This is a genomic window from Novosphingobium sp. BL-52-GroH, assembly GCF_044813085.1.
Taxonomy (GTDB): domain Bacteria; phylum Pseudomonadota; class Alphaproteobacteria; order Sphingomonadales; family Sphingomonadaceae; genus Novosphingobium.
In genome coordinates this window covers 151,354-176,761 of sequence record NZ_CP171151.1, presented here as the reverse complement: position 1 = coordinate 176,761, position 25,408 = coordinate 151,354, and the positions used below count along the sequence as shown (strand labels likewise).

Below are 25,408 nucleotides of genomic sequence, written 5' to 3'. Positions count from 1 at the left end.
TCGGATGTGCTGCCGATCCGGTAGGATGTGGCCGCTTTTGCAAATGAAACGATCGCCGCGCGTATAAAGACCCAGCACGGCCGAAAGATAATCTCACCTCAGGCACGGCCGGACGCGGCCGCCCGTCAGCTTCCGAACCCGTCGAGCAGACTTTCGACGCGCGCGACACGCTCGGCCTCGCTCGATATTACCTCGGCAAGGATCCAACGACCCTTGCTTTCAGCTAGGCCTGTACCCGCGACTTCAAGCGCGCAATCGTGGCGCGGCGTGAATGCGATCGCAGCCGGGCCCGCGTCTATGCGCGCGATCCGCAAAGCCCGCGCGGCCAGGCGGATGTGGGCATGGGCCAGCAGCATGGCCATCTCGGCAGGCAGCGGTCCGAAGCGATCGAGCAGTTCTTCCTCGAAGGCATCGAGAGCATCGTCGGTCTCGATCCGTGCCAGTCGGACGTAGAGCGACAGCCGCAGGTCCGCCTCCGGGATCCAGCTTTCCGGCAGGGCGCCCGAAGTTGAGGTCGGGGCCCCATCGCTCGGCGTTCTCGCCACGCGCGGCCTGGAGCGCGATGCGAAGCAGATGCTGGTAGAGATCGACGCCGATCAGCTTCATGTGGCCGGCCTGGTCCTCGCCGACTAGGTCGCCCGCGCCGCGCATGTCCAGGTCCTGGCCGCTGATCGCAAAGCCCGCGCCCATCCGGTCGAAGGCGGCGAGCGTACGCAGCCGCTTGAGCGTGCGCGCGCCGATCGCGTTCTCGCTTTCGATCAGCAGGATGGCCTGCCCGCGCCGGTTGCCGCGCCCGACGCGACCGCGCAGCTGGTGCAGTTGTGCCAGGCCGAAGCGATCGGCGCGCCACACGATCATGGTGTTGGCGCGCGGCACGTCGAGACCGGCTTCGATGATGTTGGTCGCCAGCAGGATGTCCCCCCGGCCAGCGCCGAAGCCGACCATGACCTCGTCGATTTCGCCGGGCGACATCTTGCCGTGCGCCTGGATCAGGGTCAGGTCGGGAGCCGCGCGTCGGATCTTTTCGGCGACTTTCGCCATGTCCTCAATACGCGGCACGACCACGAAACTTTGCCCTCCCCGACCCTTTTCGCGGGCGAGCGCGGTGCGGACAAGCACGTCGTCGTACTGGGTGATGCTGGTGCGGATAGGCTGGCGCCGGGCGGGAGGCGTGGCGATGACCGACATCTTCTGAAGACCCACCAGAGCCGCCTGCAACGTGCGCGGGATCGGCGTCGCGCTGAGGCTGAGGATATGGACGGTGCCGAGGCCGCGGAGGCGAGCCTTGTCGGCGGCGCCGAAGCGTTGCTCCTCGTCGATCACCACCAGACCCAGCCGGGCGTAGTTAACACCCTTTGCCATTACCGCCCCCGTGCCGACGACAATACCGATCGCGCCATCTTCGAGCCCCGCCCTCGTAGCCTTCCGTTCTGCGGCGGTGCTTAGCCGCGACAGGCCGGCGACCTCGATCTTCGTCCCCTCGAAGCGGCGGCGGAACGTCTCAAGGTGCTGCCGCACCAGCACGGTGGTCGGCGCGGCGACCACGACCTGGAAGCCGGCCAGCGCAGCCAGCGCGGCGGCCCGCAGGGCAACCTCGGTCTTGCCATAGCCAACATCACCGATGACCAGCCTGTTCATCGGCCGCCCACTGGCCAGATCGTCGCGGACGGCTACGATGGCTCGCGCCTGGTCAGCCGTTTCGTTGAAGGGGAAGCCGCCCGCGAAGCGCTCGTAGGCGGCAGGGTCGGGCTTTAAGACCGGCGCGATAAGCGTCTCGCGTTCACGCGCCAAAAGCGTCAGAGCCTCCGCGCTCTCGTCGATCGCAGCATTGATCGCCGCCCGGCGCTCGTGCCAGGACGGGCCATCGAGCTTGTCCAGAGCCACGACGTCGCCGTCGCCGCCGTAACGCCAAATCCGGTCGGCCTCATCGACAGGGACAAGACGTCGGCCACCACTTGCGTACTCGAGCACGATCCGCTCGACCGCAGGCTGTTCGCCGCTCTCGCCGCCAACCGACGAAGACTCCAGGCCCAGCACACGCCCGACCCCATGGTCCTCGTGGATCACCACGTCGCCGCTGCGCACTGCGATGCCACCATGCCAGGAATTTACAGCCGTCGGACCGCCATCGCCGATCAGAGCGCGACTGCCCATCAGGTCCGCCGCCGCGACCAGGACGATTTGCTCGTCGACGTATCCGGCGTCGATCGGGGCCGTAAGGCTGCCGCCGCAGCCGGTGGGCAGTTCTTGCAGCGCCGACAATCCGTCGAGTTCCACGAATTCCAGCGACAGGCGCAGGGCCACCTTGGGGTGAAGGAAACGCAGGTCTCGGGTGCTGCCTGCCAGCACGAACGCGCGTCCCTCCGCTAGAAGCGGCTTCACGAAACGCACCATGGCGGAAAGCGGTGAGCGGCCACTAGCGAAGCGTGGTACCGGCTCGAATTCCGCGTCGAACGATTGCCGCGTCCAAGCTTTGCCAGCCATCTTCCACGCGGCATCGTCTATCGCATCCAGGCGATGGGGCGCGCTGCCGGCGGCGTCGCGGGCAAGTTGGATGAAACGCCTGCGGCGATGGTCGGCGTGGCCGGACAGAGCAAGTATGCCCGGAGTCAGGTGGGCGAGAATAGACGTAGGCTCGCCGATCGCCGGTTCGGCGGCACGGCCGATCTCCAGATGCTCCAAATCGCCGACTGTGCGCTGGGTCACCGGGTCATACGACCGGATCGCGGCAATCCTTCCTGCTACCACTTCGATACGTGCCGGGCCGCTGGCGTCTGCGGGAAAGATATCTATGACCTCGCCGCGCACCGCCATTTCGCCCGGCTCGTCGACGCGGTCGTCCGCGAAATACCCCAGCTCTTCGAGTTGTATCGCGAACGATCGGGTGTCCGCCTCGTCACCAGGGTGCAGCATGGGCGGGGCGCTGTCGAACGCGTCAGGCGCGGGATAGCGCCGCGCTGCGGCTTCTCCGCTCAGGATGCAGGCGATGGAGGTGCTTTGCGCCAGTCGAAGTGCCCGCAGAGCTGACACGCGCCGCCCCGCGTTCGCCGGCGTCGCGGGAGCCGCCTCCCCCGGAAGTGCGTCGCTTGAGGGCACGTGGACGACATGCCCTTGCGGCGCCAGCGCCCGGACGGCGTCGGCCAGCGCCTCGGCCTGCTGCTCGTCGTCTGCCAGGAATGCAATGGACGACTCGGCAAGGGTTTGCGCGATGCGGACTGCGGTGAACGCCAGATTCACGCCGCACCTGAGACGCGGGCGGGCCGATCGTCGGTTGCGGCGCGCATCGTCCAGTGACGGGGCCCAACTCGCTTGGTTATGTCAATCAAAGTGCGCTCCTTGCCTATCAAGTCCGCCGCCTGCGCAATTCGGCGGCTATGCTGACTTCACAACGCATGGAGAAAGCGAAAGAAAGGGGGGCGCCGGCTAAATTTGATTGATCTGTGTTGATGGTGGCATCGCGAAAGGCCGACGTCACCGGGCGGCTGGGCCGGGTGACGCCGCCTTCGTCAAGCTCCCTTGGCGCGCTGGTCCTCCGGGTAGTCTTCGGGCGTCACAGTGCTTTCCGACGGTCGGTCTTTCAGGTTCTCGGGCTTCTGGCCACTCTCGTTCTGCTCGTGCGGATCAAACGAGTCTGGGCGCGCGTCTCCCAGGGGGCCGCGAGGGGTTTCCGGATCGCTTCTGGACATGTTCGTTTCCTTTATCATGAAGAACATCGGGCGCGGATGGCCGGTTCCGTTATCGAGGAAACAAGCCTCCAGCAGCATGCGCGTTCCCGGAAGACCTATAGAAGTTATCCTTCGTACGGCCCCGCAGATCAGTCCCGGACCTTTCTAGCCCGCCGGCGCCCCTTCGTCATCAGGTCCGGTTTCTTCGGCGGTGTCTATCCCGCAGGAGGCTTTACGTGCTGCCGGCTCGTGCCCAGCCCCATCGCTCCCAGTTGTTACCGAACGAGACCGGAGGGATCGACGTCCTGTGCCGGCGTGCCGGCAGGCGTGCCGCGCACAGGCTGATCCGGCCGCGCAGCCGCGCGGCCTTCTCGAAATCGCCTTGAGACGCGGGCCGTCTAATCGCCCCTCCGCCAAGGCCTGCCCACAAATCGTTCAAACGTGATGCCATGCGTGTGCCGGGAACAGGGTCGTCTACGCGGTCGACACAATCTCGATCGCCGCAGGATGGGTTCCGTAGCCGAGATCTTCCTATGTTCGTGACGCAATCTGCTGCAATGCAGTTGCTTCCCGCTTCGCGGAATGATCTCAACTGCGTCCCGGCAGGGACGGCTCGACACGCCCGACAGGGCGCTAACGGATAAATGGGTAGCGGATGATGGCTTTGGTGTTCCGCTGATCAGGCGGTCACTGCGGCTCCTGCATTCGGATCAAACAACTCGCCGGTCTTCAGCATCGAGTGCATGATCACTGCCAGTTTACGGAAACGGCTGCTCGTTTGAATCCTAGCCGCTCTTTCAGCGCCAAGGCCCACGTTCGCAACGCATTGGTCTCGGACGACCTGTTCAAGATTACAGACGCTGCCTCGTACAGCAGCGTGCGTAGTCTGGCGGCGCCACGCCGCGAGATGTGACCTTCGTAATCAACCTCGCCAGATTGATATCGCTTCGGTGTTAGCCCGACCCAGGCGCCTACGGCGCGCGAGTTCTTGAAATTGATGGAATCCTCGACCGCAGCTGCAAAGGCCGTGGCTGTGACCGTGCCCACTCCAGGCACCGAGGTGAGCAAGCGGCAGCGCTGGTCTGCACCAGCCATGACGACCAATTGCTTCGTCAACTCCGTCACGCGAAGCCGAATGTCACCCCAGGCCTTAAGAAGCGGCAGGATGATACGCGCCAGATTGTCGTCGTCTTCCAGAAGCGAAATGACGTTTCGTTCAACGACGCTGCCGGCGCCTTTGGGAACCACAGGGCCGAAAGTCTTCAGCAGCCCGCGTATCTGGTTCGACATTTGCGCCCGCATCTTCATAAGTTGGCGCCGGGCGGAGATCAGCGTCCTCATGAGCATGCTGTCGAAGCCTTTGACGCGGACCTCCCGATAGAAACCCACCTCGGCCAAATGCGCTAAACCGTCGGCATCGTTCGCATCGGTCTTGTTCGCAGCCATGTCGAGAGCCGCCTTGGCATGGCGAGCGTCTATGCAAATCGCTGGCAAACCTTCCCCAGTCAGCGCATGAAAAAACCACACCGAAAGAGGCCCTGTCTCAAATACCACACGCTTTGCATTCGGGGCGCGTTTGCGGATCACTTCTGCAAGCAGTTTTGGATCGGACGGACACTTGCCGCGCCAAACGCGTTTGCCATCCTGACGAACCGAAATCGAAGTGTCTTTCAGTGAAACATCGAGTCCTATATGCTGATCCACGGTTGTCCTCCATTGATGCTGGGCCCGGTTCAAAGTCGTGAGCCCGTTCTTCATCTTATCGGGGGGCAACCAACCTTCGAGCAATCCCGTGCATCTGGCCCGTGGCCGGCGCTCCCGCGATTACGTCATGTTCGTGCATCGCGCAGTGAAGGTCGCGTAGCTGCTGCTCGTGACGTTCCATCACTTGAACGCCCAGCGCAGCGCCTGCGCGACCCCAGCGTGCCCGCCCGCACCAGCGGCGTCCGAAGCGGCGAGGGGGACAGGCCATGGAGCGCGCGTGCCCAGCGTGGCAGCAGATCGACGCCGGCCTGCCCGGCAAGCCTGCCGGGCATCGCGGCGAGCCGGTTCGTTGCGACCGGATGCAGGATCAGCCGGGCGACTTCGGCCGTTCGCGCATCCGCCCTCAGCGCCGGACGCATTCCGGCTATCAGGCGGTTTGCCTCGGTCCGCGTGCGCGGCAGGGGCTTTGCCCCCAGCGCCCCGCCGATCAACGCCATCTCGGCAAAATATCGGTCCTGGTCGGCGCGTGACACCAGGGCTCGCCGTAGCGAATCCAGGCGTTGAGGAAGCTATGGGTCTCTGTGACATGCACCCACGCCAGAAGCGTCGGGTCGTTCGCTTGATACGCGGTGCCGTCCGGCAGATGCCCCTTGACGCGATCATGGACGGAACGGACCCGCCGGATCATAGCCTCGGTCGCGGACCGGTCGGCATACGTCGTTGTGGCGATAAAGCGGGCGGTACGCCGCAGTCTGCCGTGCATGTCGGCACGAAAATTGGAATGGTCCCACACCCCTGCTAAAACGCCGGGATGCAGCATCTGCAGCAAAAGGCTGGCGATGCCGCCCGCCATCATCGAGGTGACGTCACCATGGACCCGCCAGGCGACAGATGTCGGCGCGAACAGCGCGTTTCGGCTCCTCACCACCGGTGTCTCGCCTTGCTCGCGGTCGTTGAACATGCCGACGACCTGTTGACGGATAGACCGCTTGACCGGGTTAGACGTGCTATTGCTTTCGCTCATACCCGGTCCAACGTGTCACCGTCGCAATCGCTCCTGGGACTGCGGGCACGTCAGCTTGCGCCAGGGGCGTTCAGGTCGTTCGTGGGTGTGCAACAAGCCGCACGGGTACGCCCTTCGAGGCAGGCGTTCGCGATTGCTCGTCATGATACCATAACGGGATAAGCGGGTTCATCTCGGGATAGTATGCGCCGATGCAGCCGCGCGGGAGCAGGAAGGGGGTGACGGTCAACCCGCCGACCTGCCGGTGGACCCCGTCGCCGGCATCGCTGACCAGCCCGATGACCTGACCTTGCACGAGTCCGGTCTCCGCGATGTCGTCCGGGTTCATGAGCACGACGTCTCGCGTGCCCTCGATACCGCGAAGACGGTCGGAATAGCCGTAGATCGTAGTGTTGAATTGATCGTTCGAGCGTAAGGTCATCAGGCGGAAACGACCGGGCGAGTCCTCAAAGCCGATCGAGCGCATGGCGGTGGGTACGCTGAACTGCGCCTTGCCGCTTTCAGTCTTCCATATCCGGTCACGCGCCGGATTGCCGCGATGAAACCCGCCCGGCGTGAAGACGCGCCGGTTAAAGGCGTGGAACTGCTCGGGATAGGTCCGCTCTATGCAATCGCGGATTTTGGCGTAGTCTCCTGTCCATTCGTCCCAGCGCACGTTGGAATTAGCTGGAAGGGTCGCCTTGGCGATGCCTGCGACGATCGCTGTTTCCGAGCGGAGATGTTCGGAGGCCGGTGTGTTCTTGCCGAGCGAGCCGTGGATGCACGAAAGCGAATCTTCCATCGTCACTGCCTGCGGACCGGTTGCCTGGACATCCTCCTCGGACCGGCCCAGGCAGGGCAGCAGGTATGCGACTTCGCCGTTCACCAGATGGCTGCGGTTGAGCTTGGTCGCAATCTGGACGGTGAGACGCAGTTCGGTCCAGGCCTCCTCCATCCGCTCGCGCTCGGGAATGGCGCGGATGAAGTTGCCGCCCAGGCCGATGAACGCCTTGAGTTCGCCGGACAGGATCTTATGGCAGGCCTTGATGGTGTTCAGGCCCTCGTCGCGCGGTGGATCGAAGCCGAACTGCTCCGCCAGCCTGTCGAGCGGTACAAGTTCGGGTTTTTCCGAGATACCTACGGTCCGCTGACCCTGCACGTTGGAATGGCCGCGCACGGGAGAGATGCCGGTACCCTCCCGGCCGACATTGCCTTTGAGCAACCACAGGTTGGTAAGCGCCGCGATGTTCTGTGACCCATGGACATGCTGGGTCAGCCCCATGCCGAACATGGCGATCGCACGGGGCGCCTCGATGTAGATTTGGGCCGCTTCGCCGAGATCTCCACGCGAAAGGCCGCTCTCGTGTTCGATGTCGTCCCAGCTAGTCGCCTCTGCGTGGGCCTTCATCTCGGCGAAGCCGTCCGTATGTTGCGTGATAAAATCGACATCGAGGACGTGTTGATTCTCGTCCCGCCAACGGATCTCTTCCGCCGCCAGGACGTGCTTGATCAATCCCGTTATGGCCGCGATGTCGCCGCCCGCCTTGACCTGCAGGTAGAGCGTGGAAATCTCGGTCTTTTTTGTCGTGAGCATTTCCAACGGGCTCTGGGGGTTCTTGAACTCCTCAAGGCCCTTCTCCCGGATCGGATTGAACGTGACGATCTTCGCGCCGCGCTTGACCGCCTTCTGCAGTGGGTGAAGGAGGCGCGGGCTGTTTGAGCCGGTGTTTTGCCCGAAGAAGAAGATCGCGTCGCACACGTCGAAATCGTCCAGGACGCAGGTGCCGACCGGAGATCCGATCACTTTCTTCAGCGCCACCGAGGTCGTCTCGTGGCACATGTTGGAACTGTCGGGCAGGTTGTTATGGCCATACAGCCTGGCGAACAGCGCATAGAGGTAGCTGGTCTCCAGGCTCGCGCGGCCCGAGGCGTAGAACACCGCCGAGCCGGGATCAATCGCTTTCAATTCGCGTCCGATCGCTGCGAATGCGTCGTCCCAGGAACACGCGACGTACTTATCGCTCGCCGCTTCGTAGCGCATGGGATGGGTCAGGCGGCCTTGCTGTTCGAGGTCGTGATCCTTCCATGTCCGCAGCTCGCAGACGGTATGCTGAGCGAAGAACTCGGGGGTGCAGCGACGGCTCGTCAATTCCCAGAGCGTGGCCTTAGCGCCGTTCTCACAGAACTCGAACGCATGTGGCTTGGCTGGTTTTCCCCATGCACACGAGACGCACATGAAGCCTTTGACCTTGTTTTGCCGCCTAAGTGTATCGAGGGTGCCCGGCGTCGGCCGTTCGCGCCAGGCGGTCTCGACGATGCCGCGTACAGAGCCCCACCCACCTTCGGCACCATCGTAATGGATTGTGCCGTCTTGTTCATCATTCATGGGAAATTCCAGCTATGGAGCGCGGAAAACGATGTGGCGCGGCTTGGACTTGGCCGAAAGCGCCAATCGCAACGGCCATATCGCGAGGAGGCCGGCGTTCCTGAAACACCGGCCGATCTACCACTTACTCTGCCGCAATGTCCTGTGGCGTGCGGGGATCGTGCATAGGACAGCCGTTGACCCGGCTGCGAACGGCGGTCGAGCGACGGTAGGTTTCGTTGCGAGCGCGGTTGATGTTGCCCAGCGGCTGGTGCGCAGTGACCCCCCGCCAGATGTTGAAGCTCAGCGCGTCGTCCTGCCGGTCGCTCGTCCCGTGCTGCCAGCTAATCTGCGGTTCGATCTCGAGCGTGGCCACCGTCACAAACGGGCTTTCGTCTTCGCTCCATTCGACGGTCGAATCCTCGACGGGCATCTTATCGAGATCGGTATTGAGCTGGACACGCAGTTCCCATTCGCCACCATGCTCGATCAGGGCGCGGCTGACGTCTTCGCGCAGTGCATCGGGCCGGTCGGTCACGTCGATCTTTACGCCCGTCAGCGAGGTCAGCGAAGGGGCCACCGGCACGAGGCTGAACTTTGCGATATAATCGCCGAACCGATACGGGGTCTGGGAATAATAGGTCTCTCCGAGCGGATGGACCTGGGGGGCGCCTCCCAACTGCTGGATAGTCGGCGATTCATGGCCCACGGCGGACAGCGCCGCATTGACGCCCTGCAGCACCGAGGAGAGCACTTTTTTGCCGCCTTCGGCAGCATCCGTGGTCTTGGCGAGCAGTTTCAGGTTCTTGAGGAAGGCAGCGGCATCGGGAGCGGTGAAGACCGGCCCGTTGACCATGATGAAATCCTGCGAGGTCTCGCCTTCCGATCCAGGCAAGCGATCGCCGGGGACATCCATGACCTTGAGCGCCAGCCCGCGCGGAAGGGCAATGGCATCATCCAGGACATCGCCTGCATTGGTGGAAATGCGGATGACGGCATCGAAGCTGGTAGGATGCGAAAAAATTCCCTGGGCGAGTTCCGGGGCAAGTCCGGCGCTGACCGTCAGACGGCCAATGGCGATGCCATGCGCCTTGGCATGCACGGCGCGTACACCCGATTTGTAGTCGTCGGCTGTCGTCTCCTGGATCAAATTGAATTGCTCTTCGAGGGCTCGAATGGTTTCTGCCTCATCCGGCTTTATTTGCTCGACCGAAGGGGCAAAACGGACGGGGTGGGTCATGGCAAGGCTTCCTGTGATAATTTAGGTATCCAACGCTGACAGAGGACAGCGAGTTTCCCGCACCACGTGGCCCAGCTAAATAGAAGTCGGCCAGCTATCCGGAGTTATCGGCACGATAGCCTCGAACGCATCACGAGGCATCAGCAGCACCAACTGGTCGCACTCGAACACGATGGCGTCGCGCGGAACCGGCCGCAGCTGTTCGGCGATCCCGGCAGCCACCGTGGTCGCCACGACGACATAGCTCACCGCTCCGGACCTGCATTCGATAAGCGCTTCGACGGTTTTCCCGAGGGGTTTGTTGTCGCCGTCGAGCACGGGCATGCCCGCAATCCCGGTGGCGGTGAACAATGTGGGAGAAGACGCCCTGCGACTGGCCACCTTGGCAGATCGTCCGCCGTCCTCATACGCGCGTTGTCTTCCCAGCCAGCGCCATATGCCGACCAGATTGACGAACGTCAGAAACCCGTTGGCCGCAATCAGACTTACCTGTCCCGAGCCGAGCCCGACGGTCGTCCAGGCAACTGAGCCGATGGTAAAGACCACGAAGCCCCACCCCGTCACACGAGCGCCCAAGTTGACTGCGGTCATCATGGCCGCAATCATCGTTGCAATCGGCGCGATCCATTCGGCTATGTTGGTCAATGTCCGGTCCTCGCGTACATTGCAGACTGCATCGGTTGAGGTGATCCTTGCTCCACTCGATGCATGGAAACATGGGGTGGGATGCTTACAGGGGTTGAAATCGCATTGATTCAGATTGGTTTTCCAATGGTAAAGTCATGCTGGAAAACACTGGGGAATCACCTTCAGCAGATCGCTGGCGAGGAAACCGAGTGGGCCAATCGTCTCGGCGCAGCGTCGACCCGCCTCCCCATGGAGCCATACCGACCATAATGTGGCGCTCAACGCAGAGCAGCCACGCGCGAGGAGCGCTGCCACGATCCCGGCAAGCACGTCTCCCGAACCTGCCGTCGCCAGCCCGATGTTCCCGCTGTCATAGGCATAAAGCGCGCCCGAAGGATCGGCGATAAAGCTCGTACCGCCCTTGAGTATCGCGACCGCGCCATACCTGCGCGCCGCTTCCCGGACGGCCCCGGGGCCGTCTTTTGCGATCGCGTCGACGTCCCATTCTATCAGTGCGGCCATCTCGCCGATGTGCGGCGTGAGTATCGCCGGGGACGTGCGAGTACGCAACGTGGCAGCGAGCGGAGAAAGAGCCATCAAAGCGGCGGCATCGATGACGAACCCCGCGTCCCAGCCGGGAGACGCCAGCATCGACGCCACCAGTCGAAAGGCCTGCTGGTGGCATGACATCGCTGGCCCCACGACCACAGCGTCGAAGGCCGGCAAGTGCTCGACCATTTCGCACGCGGCTGCGTCGATATCGCCGCGCGCATCCGTCGGTAGCGCCAGCACCGCGGCTTCCGGCAGCAGTGTGCCGATCGCGATGGCGGCAGCATGGATCGTCGCGACCCGTACCTTGCCCGCGCCTGCGCGCAAAGATGCCTCGGCCGTCAGCCGCACACCGCCGGGAACATCGAGGCAGCCGCCCACCACGAGGATCCGGCCGCGGGAATTCTTATCCACCTCACCATGGGGTTGGGGCAACGGATTGGCGGCAATCCACGCATCATCGAGCGGGGTGGCGGCAAGCGGCGACGCGAGCCGCCTATCCACGCGCCGCGACCATCTTGTCCGGCTCCCTCGTGGCGCGGGTTCCGTCCTGCTCCAGAGGGGCGACGGCATTGTAGCGGTCCAGAACCAGCTTGCCGCCGTCGCCCGCTTGGGGATCGAAGCGATAACGGGTCACGCCGCAGTTAGCCACGTCGCCTTCTGCATCGATCGCCAGGATCTGCGCTTCGGTCATCTGCTCGAGCACGTAACGCATGCACAAGACCACGACCTGGTGCGCCACGATCATCACCCGCCTACCGGCATAATGCAGCGAGATGGTGTCCATGACTGCCCTGAGGCGAAAGATCACATCGACCCAACTCTCCCCGCCAGGTGGACGATGATAGAACTTGCCCAGCAGCTTGCGAAATTCAGCTTGCTGAGGCTGAAGCTCGTGGATTCCGATAGTCGTCAGGCCGTCGAGAATCCCGAACTCCTTTTCCCGCAGACGCTCGTCAATGCAGATGCACAAGTTAGATCCGCCGCAAATGGACTCGCGTAACAGCTCGGCTGTCTGCACGGCACGTACATAAGGACTACACAGAATCACCTCGGGGCGGTCCCGCTCGTCCTCATGCTCGAACCAGCGTCCGAGCGCCTGTGCCTGGTCCATGCCCAGCGCCGAAAGCGGGACGTCGACATCTCGGTGGTCGAGCGCGATCCGATGTTCGCCGCTTTCATGCGCGGCGTCGCGTGCGACGTTTCCCGCACTTTGCCCGTGCCGGATCAACCAGAGGAGTTCAGGCCAGCGTGAATGCGGTTGCGGGGGTTCCATTTCGTCTTAACCGAATTGGTGGATGGGATGTTCCCGGTCGGCCAGGGGTTTCGTTTGCTATGGCGCCGCGAAGGCCGGTCGCGGGGGGCGCCGCCCGTCAAGAGGCCGGAATGCGCGGCTACCCATTTTCCTCACGATGCACGGGGTCACGCTGCGTCCCCGCCTGCACATGGTTTTCCCGAAAAAACGCATCGTCCTGCGCCGCCTTGTAGTGCTGCGTTCGAGCGCCGCCCGCGTCGTTGCCTGCGGTGGAATCCGCGCCTGGGTTCACGCGCTCGTCTTCGAGCGATCGTACGCCCGCAGCAGTCTCACCGGAAGCCTTCGGCGGGTCCGTTTCGGCCTTCTTCCACCGATCCGCCTGCTCGGCCGGCTGTCCGGTCACGTTACGCTGATCCTTAGGTTCGTATTCGCCACGGGCTGCCCGGGCTTCCTCTTGCTCGCGCCACGACTTGTTCGGGTTTCCTGCTGTCCCGGTCGCCTTGCGCGAATCCATAGGTTCATATTCACCGCCGCCTGACATCGTCGCTCTCCTTCTAACTGCCGCTGCAAAGCCAGCAACAAGCATCTCCGTTTCGCGGGAAACGCCCGTTCGGGCCGGGATGGTGGCAATTCGCGTCGAGCTGTTGCCGAATCCTCACCGCCGCCAGTCGAGGCTAACATGGATCAAGCCCTTTTTCGCGGGAGCCGAGCGGACCATTTGCGCATTTTGCATAAATGACTCGTTCCATTGCATTCGTCGGTGCCGGCCCGACCTCGATCTATACGCTGCACGCCTTGCTGCGACAGGAGCCACCGCCATTCGAACTCACCCTGTTTGAAAAGCAGGCGAGCGTTGGACGGGGCACCCCCTATCGGCCCGGCTGGAACGATCCGGCAATGCTGTCCAACATCGCCAGCGTGGAGATCCCGCTGCTGGAGGAAACACTGGTCGACTGGCTCGACCGGCAGAGCGACGATCGGCTTGCGGAATTGCACATCAGTCGCGAGCAGATCGATGATCGCGCATTCTACCCACGCGTGCTGCTCGGGGAGTACTTCTACGATCAGCTTCATGCGATGCTCGATCGGGCCACGCGCGCCGGTGTGATGGTGAACGTGCGTACGCGGTGCGAAGTCGTCGATGCGATAAGCGCGGACGATGGAATGACCCTGGTCGTCCGACCCGAGCAGGGAGATGTTTTCAAGACTCGCTTCGACCATGTCGTGCTCGCGACGGGTCATCAATGGCCTGATCAGCCGGAAGTACGGCCGGGCTACTTCGTCAGCCCCTGGCCTGCTTCCGAAATCGAGAAAATTCCTGCCTGCCGGATCGGCATTCGCGGTTCGTCGCTGACCGCGATCGATGCTGCGGTGGCGCTCGCGGTCAGCCACGGCGAGTTCGTCGACGATGGCGAGGATGGACTGGTCTACGCGCCTTGCGCGGATACCCACGACTTCCATATGACCATGCTGTCGCGCAAGGGGCTTCTCCCGGAAGCGGACTTCTATTTCCCTATCCCTTACGAACCGCTTGCCATCTGCAACGACGAAGCCATCGAAGGCCTGATCGCCGGGCAGAACGACGACCTTCTCGATCAGGCTTTCGCGCTGTTCAAGCAGGAACTGGCCGCAGCCGATGGCGCCTATGCGCAACAGGTAGGGCTCGATCGACTCAATATGGAGGAGTTCTGCGACGGCTATTTCGCCGAGCGCATGGCGGCTGCTCCGTTTGCATGGGCTGAACGGAACCTGGCGGAAGCGAAGGCAGATTACGAGGCACGCCGCACCGTGGCCTGGCGCTACGCGATTTTGCGAATGCACGAAGTCATCCAAAACCTCATACCGCATCTCGACGATGCGGATTTCCAGCGCTTCTCTCGCTTGTTCAAACCTGTGTTCGTTGACGATTACGCTACGGTTCCGCACGAATCGATCAAGCGGATGCTGGCGCTTCACAAAGCCGGAAAGCTCGACGTCATGAAGGTGGGCGAGAACTACAGGATCGACAGCCACCGGGCCGAGAGCGGCGCCGTCCTGCACCTCGACGGTGAGTTGGTCCATTTCCCGGTTTTCATCGAGGCTACCGGCCAGCGTGCCTTGGCCGCCAAGGACTTCCCTTTTGCGTCGCTGCGCGATCAGGGCATCGTGCGCGACGTGGCTGCCGACCAGGAGCGCGGTCCTGCGCGGGGCATCGTCTTGGATGACCAGTTCCATCCCATATCGCCAGACATCCCGGACGACCAGCTTTTCTGTCTGAGCCTGCCTTTCATCATGGGTCGGCATCCCTTCATCCAGGGCATCACCAGCTCCTGCGAGATGGGCCGGGTCGTCGGCGCGGAACTGGCCGCCGCGGTTGTCCGGGAAAGCGCGGCAGTGGGCGAACCGGCCATCCATGCAAGGGGCATGGCTTTGTCATGAAGTTGTTCGCAATCTACATCGGCGGCGAATTTCCGGGCGCCAACATCGAAGTCCACGACGTGCGGTTCGTCGTCGCCAATGCGATCGAAGAGACTTACGCAACATTGCGCCGCGACTGGTGGGGCGTGCCCCGAAGTCTGCACATCGATTGCTGGGCCCAGATCACCCATGCCGATGGCCATGACGTGTCGCTGCGCCCCGAGCCTTTCACCGGGCCGGAAAAACTCTATTTCGTCAATCTTGGTGGCTACGAGCCCGGAGAGTTTGCGGAACGTCACCGCAACGTTTTCGTCGTGGCTGAAAGCGAGGGCAAGGCCAAGTCCCGCGCGATGAAGTCGGTCAGGCACTGGGTCGATCCGCACAGGGACGACCTGTACGAAGCGGAGCAAGCTTTCTGCCTGACCGACCAGCCCGTCGGCGAGCGACTTTTCGTGCATTTGACACCGGCTTCTTCTGGTATCGAACCCAGCTTCACCTGCCAATACATACCCATCCGGAAACACAGTTGAGCTATCCGATCGTGCAGCGGAAACCCGATAAGTCACGCACGAGGCCCGTGACTGTGCTCCATGGCTGACAGGCCGCGAACCGCGCGGAACCATCCGGTCACGCCCGACGGCCGCTACTTCGTGGTCCGTGGAAGGCTGTGGCGGATGTCGGATCCCCGCCTTCCCGAAGACCGTAGAGCACAACTGGTGACAGAACTGATGACGGCCCGCCGCGCGATCGCGGCGGCGCGGCGATCAAAAGACAAGATCGCCGAAGACGAGGCGCACACCGCCGTCGATCGGGCCAAGCACGCTCTGGGAGAAAGGGGAGAGGTCTGGTGGGATGACGGAGCGCCGGACCTCAATCGCCATATGGCGAGGACTACACCTTATAGCCTGGTACGCTTCCCGAACTGGCAATTCGACTCGACAAAGCCAATCCTTGGAGCGGCCTTTCGCCAGGCGCCTTGTCACCTTCGAAAGCTTTTTTGCATAAAGGCGGGGTGAGCGTTGGTGCGTATGTCCACGATGCTAACCCAGGCAGCGAACTGGTGGTATTGGACGCAACCGACCGCTGTCCGAATCTGAGCGCTCTCGATTCTACAATAGCTTTGATCAGGGCCTTCCTTTCACGCCTCAGGACTGCCAGCCTTCATGACGCCGACAGCCGTACCAATCGATTTCGAAGCAGGGTGCGAGATCGCACGCTGCGGCTACCTTTCACTGACAAAGATGGGCGCGTTTCCAGCGTCAACAAAGCTCTTGCAAGCTGGATCGGCCGAGCAGGTGACGAACTTCTAGGTCTTCGCTTTTCAGACCTTGTCCCGATCGCTGAAAAGATGTTTTACGAGACCTAATAAGCGCCGTCCCTGCATTATGTATGGAAGTTTCACCGAGGCCAAGTGGTCCTGACGGGGTGGCAAGATCCCGATGATGGTGAACGCGATCGAACGCAGGGCTCAAGGCGGTACACCGCTCATCTGCTTCACGCTGTTTATGGCCGCTCAGGGCGCGCTTTCGAACTTGGTCTCCTCGAGGAACGAGATGAAGCGAATGCGACGATCGCGGCTGAGGGAAAGGAAGCGGAGTTGAGTGAAAGGTTTATCGCTATTGTGAGCCGCGATCTGCGTAATCCGCTGGCCCCACTCGCCAGCGGATTACGCAGATGCTGTCCAAAGAAAACCTGAACAAACGCGGTCGAAAAGTGCTCGGGCTCATGGACGGGAATATCGTGCGGGACCGGCCTCATCGAAAACGTCCCGGATTTTGCCATAGCGTGGGCGCATGGCGGCACCTTGGAAGTTGATTCCGACGAGGTTCAAACTGCTTTTACTTTCACCATGCAATTGGACAAAGCTCAGGAGCTACCAACCTGATTTTTGCGAGCATGTGAACCAGATCGCGCTTTCGGCAGTTCCATAGGTCAGGCATCGCCTGACAGGAGAGCTGGAAAATGCCGCAGGATGAAGTAAAAACCCGTATTTTGGTCGTCGAAGACGAAACGCTAATACGCATGGTAGGCGCGGAGATCCTGGAGGATGCTGGATTTAATGTGCTGGAGGCGGCGGACGCCGACGAAGCTCTGCGAATTCTGAAGGCACATGACGATGTTTTGCTGCTTTTTTCAGATGTCGACATGCCAGGGAGCATGGACGGATTAGATCTCGCTCGGGTCGTCCACGAGCGTTGGCCGGATATCCGGCTTTTGCTGACTTCAGGACGTCATGAACTCACAGACGCCGAGATTCCGGACGCCGGAAAATTTATTTCAAAGCCGTGGATGAGCGAAAAACTCCTCTCTGATATCCGGGATTTGTTCGCTCATCGTTAGAACTCGTTCGCGACTCTTGGGGGATTCTGGGAGCGGCAGGCGTTGTCGAAAATGAATTCGAATTCCCAGCTAAGCCCGGCCTCCGCTGACTTGCTCGCCGACGGGGGTAAAACAGGATCGTTTTTTGCTCGTTCGACTGAATGGCGACGCCATTGGGGACGCCTGCGCTTTGGCCGCAGAGACTGTATATTGAGATTGGTATGCCACGATCCTCTCCAGCAAGCCTCCGGCAGCCCCGGGACGCGACGTGTTGGACGTCTGGGGCGATCTTGAGCCAATCGTAGCCCAGGCTTATGCCGGTCTGCCGGTCGACATAGAACTCTTGATGCTACGCCACGGCTAGCCGGAAGAAACCCCATTCTCATTTTCGTATACGCCCGTGCGAGATGAAGCCAGACCTGTTGCGGGTTTCTTCGGGGCACCACTGACGCCTCTGGATTCGTCCAAAGGCGCCCGGTAATCGGCTCGTCTCTCGGCATTTTCCCTGGACCGCGTACGCCCTGAACATGCGCGATCTGGGCGCGAAGCGCAGCGAGCTGCTCGGCGGGCAGCCGCGAGGGAAGGGCGGGACGCAGGATCATTGGTCATGTGCTCAGTAGTGCGCTCACAGCGGCGAGAAACGCTCAGGATGTCCGCCGAAGCGCGGATTTCCTTAGGGTTTTGGCGTGCTTACGCGCCACAGGGCGCACTGACAGTTGATGCACATGGGCGCGTGATCGCTGGTCTTCTCCCACCCCCGCGGTCGCGTGTCGACGTCGGCGGCGACTAGGCGCTTTCCCGCGACCGGATTGAGCAAGGCATGGTCGATCCTGAGCCCTGCATTGCGCTCGAAGGCGCCACGCCGGTATTTCCAGAACGTGTAGATGGTCTCGTCCGGGTGCAGGACGCGCACCGCGTCGACCCAGCCCTGATCGAGCAGACGCGCATAGGCGGCGCGGACCTCGGGCGCGAATAGCGCATCATCGCGCCAGCGTTCGGGCGCATAGACGTCGAGATCGGTCGGCATCACATTGAAATCGCCCAGGCACACGACCGGCGCATCCAAACCGATCAAGGTGGCGATGTGATTGCGGAGCCGTTCGACCAGCGCAGCTTGTAATCGAACTGGGGGCCGGGGCGTGGATTGCCGTTGGGCAGATACAGCCCGCAGACCAGCACGCCATTCACCCCCGCTTCGATGTAGCGGCTCTGTTCGTCCGCTGGATCGCCGGGCAGGCCGCGGCGGGTTTCGTGGATTTCACCGACGCGGCTCAAGATGGCGACGCCGTTCCAGCGGCTCTGGCCATGGCAGACCGCCTCGTAACCGGCATCGCGGATCGCCTTTTGCGGAAAGCTTTCATCGGGCGCCTTCAACTCCTGGAGGCACACGATGTCCGGCGCGGCAAGCTCCAGCCAGCGCAGCAGCACCGGCAGGCTGCCGTTGATGCCGTTCACGTTGTACGTCGCGATCTTCATGACTTTCGCAAAGCGCACTGGTGCCGATGGGTTCCTCGTGCGTTGTGCGGGCATGGCCAAGCGTCCCCTCAAGGTCTTTCGGACATCGATCGGATTTCACGACGCCTATGTCGCGACCACCAGTCGCAAGGCGACGCTCGAGGCCTGGGGCGCGGGCAGCGACCTGTTCGCCAGCGGCGCGGCGGAACCGGTGAACGACGCCAGCCTTGTCAAAGCCCCGCTCGCGCAGCCCGGCGTCGTCATTCGCGTCGCGCGGGGCAGTACGGCGCAGCATCTTGCCGCGGCGGGAAGAGCGCACAAGCTCGCTCCCGCGCCCGGCAAGGCGCCAGCACCGCCGGTTCGGCTAGCGAAGAGGGCGCCCAAGCCAAGTCGCGCACGGCTCGACACGGCGGAGGCCGCCTGCAACGCGGGCAAAAGAAATATGCAGCGTCGGTGGCCGAGATCGATGCCAGGATCGAGGCCCTGCGCCGCGAGCGGGATGACCTGCACGTGCAGCGCGATCGCAGATAAGTAAACTGCAAGAGCGCCGTGCGCGCGAGGAAGAAGCGTATCGCGAGGCTCTGGACGACTGGCAAGGGTGAACGAACTCAAGCGATTGCGGCCTGGAGTTTATAGTCATTGCGCACTGCTCTCCTCCGAACGTCAAAACGCGGGCTATCGATCGCAACGCAAACTCAAGCGAATGACAACGTTGCGCAAAAGCGGCTTTTCGTTCTATATTTGTGCTTCTGACATACGTCTGGCTGGCCGTGCCGCGCGAAGGCAGAAATCGCAGAGACTCTTCCGGAGCATGTGTAAGATTCGCATTGCATTTCGTTGGAGCCCTACGCCTAGGCTGAGCCATGCGCACTGACATCAATCATCGTCCTCCACACAAGCAGCGTGAACTCGACCTGATCGTCGAGATGCTGCTCCAGTGCCTGCGCGAGGCTACCGGGAATGCGACGGGGCGGCGCAAGTCGGGCCGCGTCCGCAAGATTATCCTGTTTGGATCGTACGCCCGCGGCGGCTGGGTCCATGCGCCGCTCGATGCGAACCAGTAAAGTCGGACTACGACCTGGTTGTGATCGTGAACCAGAAGGAACGGGCCGATCGCGCGGCCTACTGGGACGAGACCGAACAGCGGATCGTCACGGCGTACAACTTCGAGAAGACGCTGCGCACGCCCACGAATTTCGTGGTCCACTCTCTGCAGGAGGTGAACGACGCGCTGGAACACGGCCGCCTCTTCTTCATGAACATCCTTTCAGACGAGATTTTCCTCTACGAATCCGATGACAAGCCGCTGAAGACGCCTGTGCCCAAGACGCCGGAACTTGCTTTTATTGCCGTGCGGACACTGACCGTCAGCGCCGACTGTTGGAGCAGGCGCCAAGCTTCATTGCCAGTTTCGACGGGGCTGAACGCACCTTTGAATTCGTCAATGCCTCGGCGACTGCTTCGGAGGGCTTAATCGGTCTGGGCAGGCTTGCTCGCCGCGCTTGCCACGTTTGCGGACCGTCTCGTCGCCAATGCCATACCGTTTTGCCACGACGGTCGTCGGCTCGATGGACCGCGCGTACCGTAGGGCTGGCTCGCGCCTGGGGGGATCTGCATCGTCACACCACCTCGTCACTCGCAGCGGTGAAACGCTACGCGTTCTCCGCGATGACCCGTACTACCCGATCCCAATGGCGTCCCCTAGGCGGCTAGGATCGGCCCACGCCCGCCACTGACATCGGGACCGGTCCACCTGCGTCGCCCCGCCGAGGAATTCTTGGCAATCATGCCCCGGCCATGCCCGGGCATGATTGCTAGGTCGAGAGCCTAATACGTCGATGGCGGATCGCTAGCTGGAAAGCTTTCGTCCAGCGCCTCATCGGTAGCACTCCACGACTTTGGCGGCGAGGTCATGCTTTCTGGCCCCGCGTCACGGACCTCAGGGCAGCCTCGATCAGCCGTCGGCTCTCCGGCTTTCTTCACTGCATACTTGTAGAACGCAAAACCGATGGCTCCTGCAGCAGCTAGTCTCATGATACCCATTTATTCCTCCTCGCAATACTCGCCACTGAAGGGCGGTTTTGGTGTGCTTTTTTCGCTGTCGATCTAGGCCTACCGTGAGTTCGCGCGCAAACGCTCGCCGGCAAAGCGCTGCGCCTCTCCGGCTTTGCGAATGACTGCATCCGCTCCGAAGAACTCATGCGTAACCCCCGTGTACGTCCGGCTTGTTACGGTTATACCGGCGGACCGCAGCCGGGTTGCAAGAGCCTGGCTCTCGGACGCCAGCGGGTCGATCGACGCCTGAATTAGCGTGACGGGCGGCAGGCCTTTGAGATTGGCCGCCAGCAGGTTGATACGCGGGTCCGCTGCATCGGCGGGGCCCCGCGTGGTGTGGTGAAGGAACCATGCCATGGCCGCCCGGTTCAACGGCATCGCATTGGCGTTGGCCTGGTAGGACGGCGTATTGAGATCGGAACCGGCGATCGGGTAGATCGCCAGTATCTGGGACGGTTTTTGCAGCTTGTTATCTCGTGCCCCTATTGCCGTCGCTATCGCGAGATTTCCACCCGCGCTCTCGCCTGCAAGAGCAACCTTGAGAACGTCGCCGCCGTATGCCCCAGCGTTGGCCAACGACCACTTATAGGCGGCGAGCGCATCGTCGTGCTGCGCCGGGAATTTGAATTCCGGTGCCTTGCGATACTCCACCGAGATGACCACCGCCTGAGCTTCTCGGGCTAGCGCCCGGGCAGAACCGTCATAGGTGTCGATGGTGGCAAGAACCCAGCCCCCGCCGTGATAGTAAACGATCGTGGGAAGCGGGCCTTTGACATTGTCGGGCCGATAGACCCGCGCCGGTATCATGCCGGCGGCACCCTGTATCTGGATGTCCTGCGTTGTTATCCCGGGCGGCGGGGCTGTCGGCCGGCCCTGCTTGCGCATGACTTCCTTTACACCGTCGGTAAAACTGGGCTGCAGCCTCGCCTCGGCTGGGCTGAGCGTGTGGTAGGGACGCTGACCCAAGGTTTTCAGCGCATCGAGGACCGCCTGATTGTCAGCATCCGCTTTCTCGCCGCTGGCAGGTATCCCAGCCTGCCCTTTGGGCGCCGCCGCAAAGCTGATCGCGGGCACGGCGAGCGGATATAGAACTGTGATCGCTACCACAGCCAGAGAATGTGCTACTGGTTTTCTCATCTTCATACCGGCGGTCCTTCAAATCCCATATTGAAGGCGCAACGGCCGTTTCTTGCTCCTGTTCCCCTTTGCGCAGGTGCAAGGAGAGAAATTGCAACCTCATCGCAGCTGGTTGGAACCCGGGCAATATTGTGAGGTTCATCAATTGCTAGCGCGGTAATAATAGAGGGTGCCTGAAGATGAAGACGCCAAGCTTTCTATTGGTCTCGGTTTTGACGTGGAGCGTCCCAGCTACCGCGTATGCCCAGAGTCCGTCTAATCCGCCTCCGCCGCCACCGGCTTCGACGGGTGCCGCAGTGCCTTATCTGCAGATCGCCGGGGAAAGCGACGTCTACGAGGTCACATCCAGTCAGATCGCACTCCAGCGCTCGCAGAATGCCAAGGTGCGCGCATTCGCCACAATGCTGATCGACCACCATACCAAAACGACCAATGCGGCGTTGACCCAGGCCAAAGCCGCAGGCTTACTGCCTCCACCGGCGGTCCTCGGCCAAGGCAGTCGCTCAAAGATCGATCAACTCTATGCAGCGGCGCCAGACGATTTTGACCGCGTCTATATCGCGCAGCAAATTCCAGCGCATGAACAGGCCTTGACAGTGCAGACCGCATATGCCGCGCAGGGCGACAAAGCTCCGCTACGGACGTCGGCCATGGCCGCGATTCCCATTATCACGCAGCACCTGGAGCACGCCCGCGCGCTTCAGGCTGCCCGATAACGCTTGACCTTAGGGAGATTCCATGAAGCCTATGTCCGTCCTGGCCGTATCGTGTACTGCCCTTGCATTTTCGACTGCCGCTTTTGCCCAGCAGGGCGATGGAACGGATGTGCCTGTGGCAATTCACGTCTTTAAGCCTGACAAGGCACCGGCAACGCCGGAACGGCTTGCCGGGCTCAAAGTGCCCGCTGGCTTTACAGTCTCCACCTTCGCGACGGGCTTGAAAAACCCGCGTATCATCGCCGTTTCTCAAAATGGAGCGATCTACGTCAGTCGGCGCGAACAGGGTGATATCGTCCTGCTCAAGGATGCAGACGGTAATGGGGTAGCGGACGCAGCGCCCCTGGTAGTCGCCAACCGCCCCAATGCCCATGGCCTCGCGATCAAGGGCGACAAGCTTTACATCGCGACGGTAAAAGAGATTTTCGTCGCGGCAATCCGGCCCGACGGCACTCTAGGCCCGCTCGAGATGATTGTCGGCGATCTGCCTGATGGCGGCCAACATCCTAATCGCACGATGGGCTTCGGTCCCGACGGTATGCTTTATGTGAGCGTGGGTTCGACCTGCAATGCCTGCAACGAAACCAATCCGGAGAACGCCAGCATTCTGCGGGTTTCACCCGACGGCAAAATGCGCACAATTTTCGCAAGGAATCTGCGCAATACGATTGGCTTTGGCTGGCAGCCTCAAACTGGCGAGCTTTGGGGCATGGATCATGGGATCGATGACCTAGGCGACGATTTACAGCCCGAAGAACTCAACCTCATCGAGCAGGGCAAGCAATATGGCTGGCCGCACGCCTATGGCGTGAATGGCATCCACCCGCAGACCACGCCTCCCGGGGAGATAACGAAGGCCCAATGGCTGGCGGCGAGTACGCCCATGGTCCTGGGGTATACTGCCCATGCAGCACCCATGAGCATGGTGTTCTACTCGGGGGGCAATTTCCCGGCGGACTATCAAGGCGATGCGTTCGTCGCGATGCGCGGATCATGGAACCGGAAGCCGGCATCGGGTTATGAAGTCGTTCGCATCAAGTTTCGAGACGGCAAACCTGACCGCTTTGAACCCTTCGTTACCGGGTTCCTGACAGACAGCGGTCTGAAGCATATAGCTCGCCCCGTCGGCCTCGCCATGCTGAAGGACGGCTCGCTGCTTTTAACCGACGATGGCAACGGTACGATCTATCGCATCGCTTATACCGGGGCTGCCGGGCAGGTCACCACGGCCATTGCCCCACCCGCAGGGCCCATGCTCGCCCAAGCGGCAAAGGGTATCGGCGTTCCTCTGACAATTGATCGACCGGAAACAGCCTCCTCGAAAAGTTCCGTGAAGGTGCGTTCCACGGCGGTCACGCCGCAAGGCATGATCGCTGAAAAATACAGCGAGTATGCCGACGCGGTTTCGCCGCCCCTGAGTTGGGATCCTGTTACCGGCGCACAATCCTACGCGCTGATCATGGAAGATCCGGATTCGCTTCCCATCACGCCGTTTGTTCACTGGGTCGCATGGAACATTCCCCCGTCGACAACCAGCCTCCCAGAAGGCCTGCAAGAGCAAGAACGGCTGACCCTGCCAGATGGCATGATGCAGGGCCGTAACAGCAAGAACACGCCGGGTTACTACGGTCCGCAGCCGCCGGTGGGTGATCCTGCGCATCGCTACAGCTTCCAGGTCCTGGCTCTCGACACGGTGCTTGATCTCCCGATCGGTGCCAACCGCGACCAGGTGCTGGGAGCCGCTCAGGGCCATGTGCTTGCCAAGGGCGCGCTGACCGGTCGCTACCGACAGGTCGCCAAACCGCCAAAAAGCGGAACTCTGCCGGCGGGGATGATAAAAACGCCTGGTACAAAGGCACGCTGACTCCGACGTCGGACGGTCCCGCGCCCGCATTAGCATATGTAGAATTTGCCTTGGCCGTCCCGTATATATCCGCATAACCACTGCGCATGAATAAAAAATGGCGCCGTACTGAGAAGTACGGCGCCATTCCGGACGCGATCAATTACCAGGCGATCAGGATTCTTCAGCCTGAATGTTTACGCTCGTTTCCGCCAGCTTGGTCATGTATTCGTCACCGCCATAGATTTCCTTGGTGGCCTCGCGAAGCTTTTTGTTGTCATCCTTAAGGCCAAGAGCCTTGGCATAGGCTGCTGCAGTACCGAACCCTGCGATGCCATAGTGGCTCATTCGCTGGTACTGAGCAATGATGACGACATCGAGCAGCGGGCCTTTCTTCGGCCCTTCCTCGATGATGTGCTTGGTCGCCTCGGTGACCAAGCCTTCCATACCTTTGCAATGCTCCTTGGAAACCTTCTCGTCCTGGCCGGCGATCAGCTCCTTGAGCACGTCAGTATGCACCGAGATTCCCGTCTGCGACTTCGTCAGCATTTCCTTGAGCTCCGGATCGCTTGCCTTCGGGGTGATCTTCTTCAGCAATCGGTTCATCTGGTCGTTTGCGGACCACAGATCCTTGAGCTCGTCGGTGTAGATTTCCTGAAAATTTTCCGGTGCGGACATGATGGTGTTCCTCTCTTCGCAGCTGCCGGGCTTAGCGCCGACCGCTCCGCTTGAGCGCGTGGAAAGGGACAATGTTCCGTATGGCTTCGCTTATGCTGGCCGGTTCACAAATAGGTATTCTGAACTTTTCTCAAGTCTACGTTCACTTATTTATCGGCGAGTCTCGGGAGACGCGGGCCCTTCTGCGCCACGTTCAGCCTTGGGTCTTACATGATCACCCTCCGCCGGTAGAGCCACACCATCCCCGGTCCAACTGGCCTGGAGGTTAGCAACCGATCGTGGCGCATCGCGCGGGGGGCCTCCATTCCACCGACTCACGACCATCACCCCGGGAGGGACTCGGCAACATACCTCCCGTGCGATCGGCAGACTTGCGAATGTGCTGGGATTCATGATCACA

General features: G+C 61.7%; 18 protein-coding genes and 6 pseudogenes. 9 read left to right on the top strand and 15 right to left on the bottom strand.

What is annotated here, in order from left to right:
* Positions 1 to 125: 125 nt before the first annotated feature.
* From ACFFDA_RS10910 to ACFFDA_RS10860, 11 genes and pseudogenes are all read right to left on the bottom strand, one after another.
* Positions 126 to 545, bottom strand: coding sequence for a TRCF domain-containing protein (locus tag ACFFDA_RS10910; RefSeq protein WP_404479160.1), 420 nt, complete (start codon positions 543 to 545; stop codon positions 126 to 128).
* 301 nt (positions 546 to 846) lie between these two features.
* Positions 847 to 2,913 (bottom strand): annotated as a pseudogene (locus ACFFDA_RS10905) (DEAD/DEAH box helicase); the annotation flags it as partial.
* Positions 2,914 to 3,506: 593 nt separating this feature from the next.
* Positions 3,507 to 3,764 carry a hypothetical protein gene (locus tag ACFFDA_RS10900; RefSeq protein ID WP_404479159.1) on the bottom strand — a complete coding sequence of 86 codons (258 nt, stop codon included), beginning with the start codon at positions 3,762 to 3,764 and terminating at the stop codon, positions 3,507 to 3,509.
* Positions 3,765 to 4,344: 580 nt separating this feature from the next.
* Positions 4,345 to 5,369 (bottom strand): annotated as a pseudogene (locus ACFFDA_RS10895) (IS110 family transposase).
* Between the two features lie 180 nt (positions 5,370 to 5,549).
* Positions 5,550 to 6,393, bottom strand: a pseudogene (locus ACFFDA_RS10890) (oxygenase MpaB family protein).
* 70 nt (positions 6,394 to 6,463) lie between these two features.
* The gene (locus ACFFDA_RS10885; protein ID WP_404479158.1) at positions 6,464 to 8,758 is read right to left on the bottom strand and encodes an FdhF/YdeP family oxidoreductase; all 2,295 of its coding nucleotides are present in this window, start codon (positions 8,756 to 8,758) and stop codon (positions 6,464 to 6,466) included.
* Positions 8,759 to 8,882: 124 nt separating this feature from the next.
* Complete coding sequence (locus ACFFDA_RS10880) at positions 8,883 to 9,977, bottom strand: catalase family protein (RefSeq protein WP_404479157.1); 1,095 nt, start codon at positions 9,975 to 9,977, stop codon at positions 8,883 to 8,885.
* A gap of 75 nt (positions 9,978 to 10,052) precedes the next feature.
* The gene (locus ACFFDA_RS10875) at positions 10,053 to 10,622 is read right to left on the bottom strand and encodes a PRC-barrel domain containing protein (protein WP_404479156.1); all 570 of its coding nucleotides are present in this window, start codon (positions 10,620 to 10,622) and stop codon (positions 10,053 to 10,055) included.
* 135 nt (positions 10,623 to 10,757) lie between these two features.
* Positions 10,758 to 11,657, bottom strand: coding sequence for an NAD(P)H-hydrate dehydratase (locus ACFFDA_RS10870; RefSeq protein WP_404479155.1), 900 nt, complete (start codon positions 11,655 to 11,657; stop codon positions 10,758 to 10,760).
* A complete protein-coding gene (locus tag ACFFDA_RS10865) occupies positions 11,650 to 12,429 on the bottom strand; it encodes a histidine phosphatase family protein (protein ID WP_404479154.1) in 780 nt (259 codons plus the stop codon). Before ACFFDA_RS10865 ends, ACFFDA_RS10870 begins: the two co-directional genes overlap by 8 nt.
* Before the next feature lie 118 nt (positions 12,430 to 12,547).
* Positions 12,548 to 12,949 (bottom strand): hypothetical protein, encoded by a 402-nt coding sequence (locus tag ACFFDA_RS10860; RefSeq protein ID WP_404479153.1) that lies wholly within the window; start codon positions 12,947 to 12,949, stop codon positions 12,548 to 12,550.
* A gap of 194 nt (positions 12,950 to 13,143) precedes the next feature.
* Between ACFFDA_RS10860 and ACFFDA_RS10855 the strand changes: the two genes are divergently transcribed.
* The 4 genes and pseudogenes from ACFFDA_RS10855 to ACFFDA_RS10840 all read left to right on the top strand — a co-directional run bounded on the left by ACFFDA_RS10855 (position 13,144) and on the right by ACFFDA_RS10840 (position 17,145).
* On the top strand, positions 13,144 to 14,826 hold the full coding sequence (locus ACFFDA_RS10855; protein ID WP_404479152.1) for an FAD/NAD(P)-binding protein: 1,683 nt from the start codon (positions 13,144 to 13,146) through the stop codon (positions 14,824 to 14,826).
* On the top strand, positions 14,823 to 15,335 hold the full coding sequence (locus ACFFDA_RS10850) for a DUF1543 domain-containing protein (RefSeq protein WP_404479151.1): 513 nt from the start codon (positions 14,823 to 14,825) through the stop codon (positions 15,333 to 15,335). The genes ACFFDA_RS10855 and ACFFDA_RS10850 overlap by 4 nt, the downstream gene beginning before the upstream one ends.
* A gap of 60 nt (positions 15,336 to 15,395) precedes the next feature.
* Positions 15,396 to 15,710 (top strand): annotated as a pseudogene (locus tag ACFFDA_RS10845) (hypothetical protein); the annotation flags it as partial.
* A gap of 1,057 nt (positions 15,711 to 16,767) precedes the next feature.
* The gene (locus ACFFDA_RS10840) at positions 16,768 to 17,145 is read left to right on the top strand and encodes a response regulator (RefSeq protein WP_404479150.1); all 378 of its coding nucleotides are present in this window, start codon (positions 16,768 to 16,770) and stop codon (positions 17,143 to 17,145) included.
* A 652-nt stretch (positions 17,146 to 17,797) separates the two neighbouring features.
* Here the strand turns inward: ACFFDA_RS10840 and xth are convergent.
* Positions 17,798 to 18,600, bottom strand: a pseudogene (gene xth / locus ACFFDA_RS10835) (exodeoxyribonuclease III).
* Between xth and ACFFDA_RS10830 the strand changes: the two are divergent.
* The 3 genes from ACFFDA_RS10830 (at position 18,569) to ACFFDA_RS10820 (ending at position 20,053) form a co-directional block, all read left to right on the top strand.
* Positions 18,569 to 19,114, top strand: a complete 546-nt coding sequence (locus tag ACFFDA_RS10830) for a hypothetical protein (protein WP_404479149.1) — start codon at positions 18,569 to 18,571, stop codon at positions 19,112 to 19,114. The pseudogene xth and the gene ACFFDA_RS10830 sit on opposite strands and share 32 nt — an antisense overlap.
* Positions 19,115 to 19,442: 328 nt before the next feature.
* The gene (locus ACFFDA_RS10825; RefSeq protein ID WP_404479148.1) at positions 19,443 to 19,643 is read left to right on the top strand and encodes a hypothetical protein; all 201 of its coding nucleotides are present in this window, start codon (positions 19,443 to 19,445) and stop codon (positions 19,641 to 19,643) included.
* A gap of 26 nt (positions 19,644 to 19,669) precedes the next feature.
* A complete protein-coding gene (locus ACFFDA_RS10820) occupies positions 19,670 to 20,053 on the top strand; it encodes a hypothetical protein (protein WP_404479147.1) in 384 nt (127 codons plus the stop codon).
* Here ACFFDA_RS10820 and ACFFDA_RS10815 read toward each other — a convergent pair.
* Together ACFFDA_RS10815 and ACFFDA_RS10810 are read right to left on the bottom strand one after the other, a co-directional pair.
* Positions 20,036 to 20,215, bottom strand: a pseudogene (locus ACFFDA_RS10815) (hypothetical protein); the annotation flags it as partial. The gene ACFFDA_RS10820 and the pseudogene ACFFDA_RS10815 overlap by 18 nt on opposite strands.
* Before the next feature lie 476 nt (positions 20,216 to 20,691).
* The gene (locus ACFFDA_RS10810) at positions 20,692 to 21,777 is read right to left on the bottom strand and encodes an alpha/beta hydrolase (RefSeq protein WP_404479146.1); all 1,086 of its coding nucleotides are present in this window, start codon (positions 21,775 to 21,777) and stop codon (positions 20,692 to 20,694) included.
* Positions 21,778 to 22,067: 290 nt separating this feature from the next.
* On the opposite strand from ACFFDA_RS10810, the gene ACFFDA_RS10805 reads away from it, so the two are divergent.
* A complete protein-coding gene (locus tag ACFFDA_RS10805; RefSeq protein ID WP_404479145.1) occupies positions 22,068 to 22,487 on the top strand; it encodes a DUF4142 domain-containing protein in 420 nt (139 codons plus the stop codon).
* Positions 22,488 to 22,509: 22 nt separating this feature from the next.
* Positions 22,510 to 24,351: a YbhB/YbcL family Raf kinase inhibitor-like protein gene (locus tag ACFFDA_RS10800; protein WP_404479144.1), complete on the top strand. Its 1,842-nt coding sequence runs from the start codon at positions 22,510 to 22,512 to the stop codon at positions 24,349 to 24,351.
* A gap of 153 nt (positions 24,352 to 24,504) precedes the next feature.
* Here ACFFDA_RS10800 and ACFFDA_RS10795 read toward each other — a convergent pair whose 3' ends face one another.
* Complete coding sequence (locus ACFFDA_RS10795; protein WP_404479143.1) at positions 24,505 to 25,008, bottom strand: ferritin-like domain-containing protein; 504 nt, start codon at positions 25,006 to 25,008, stop codon at positions 24,505 to 24,507.
* Between the last annotated feature and the right edge of the window lie 400 nt (positions 25,009 to 25,408).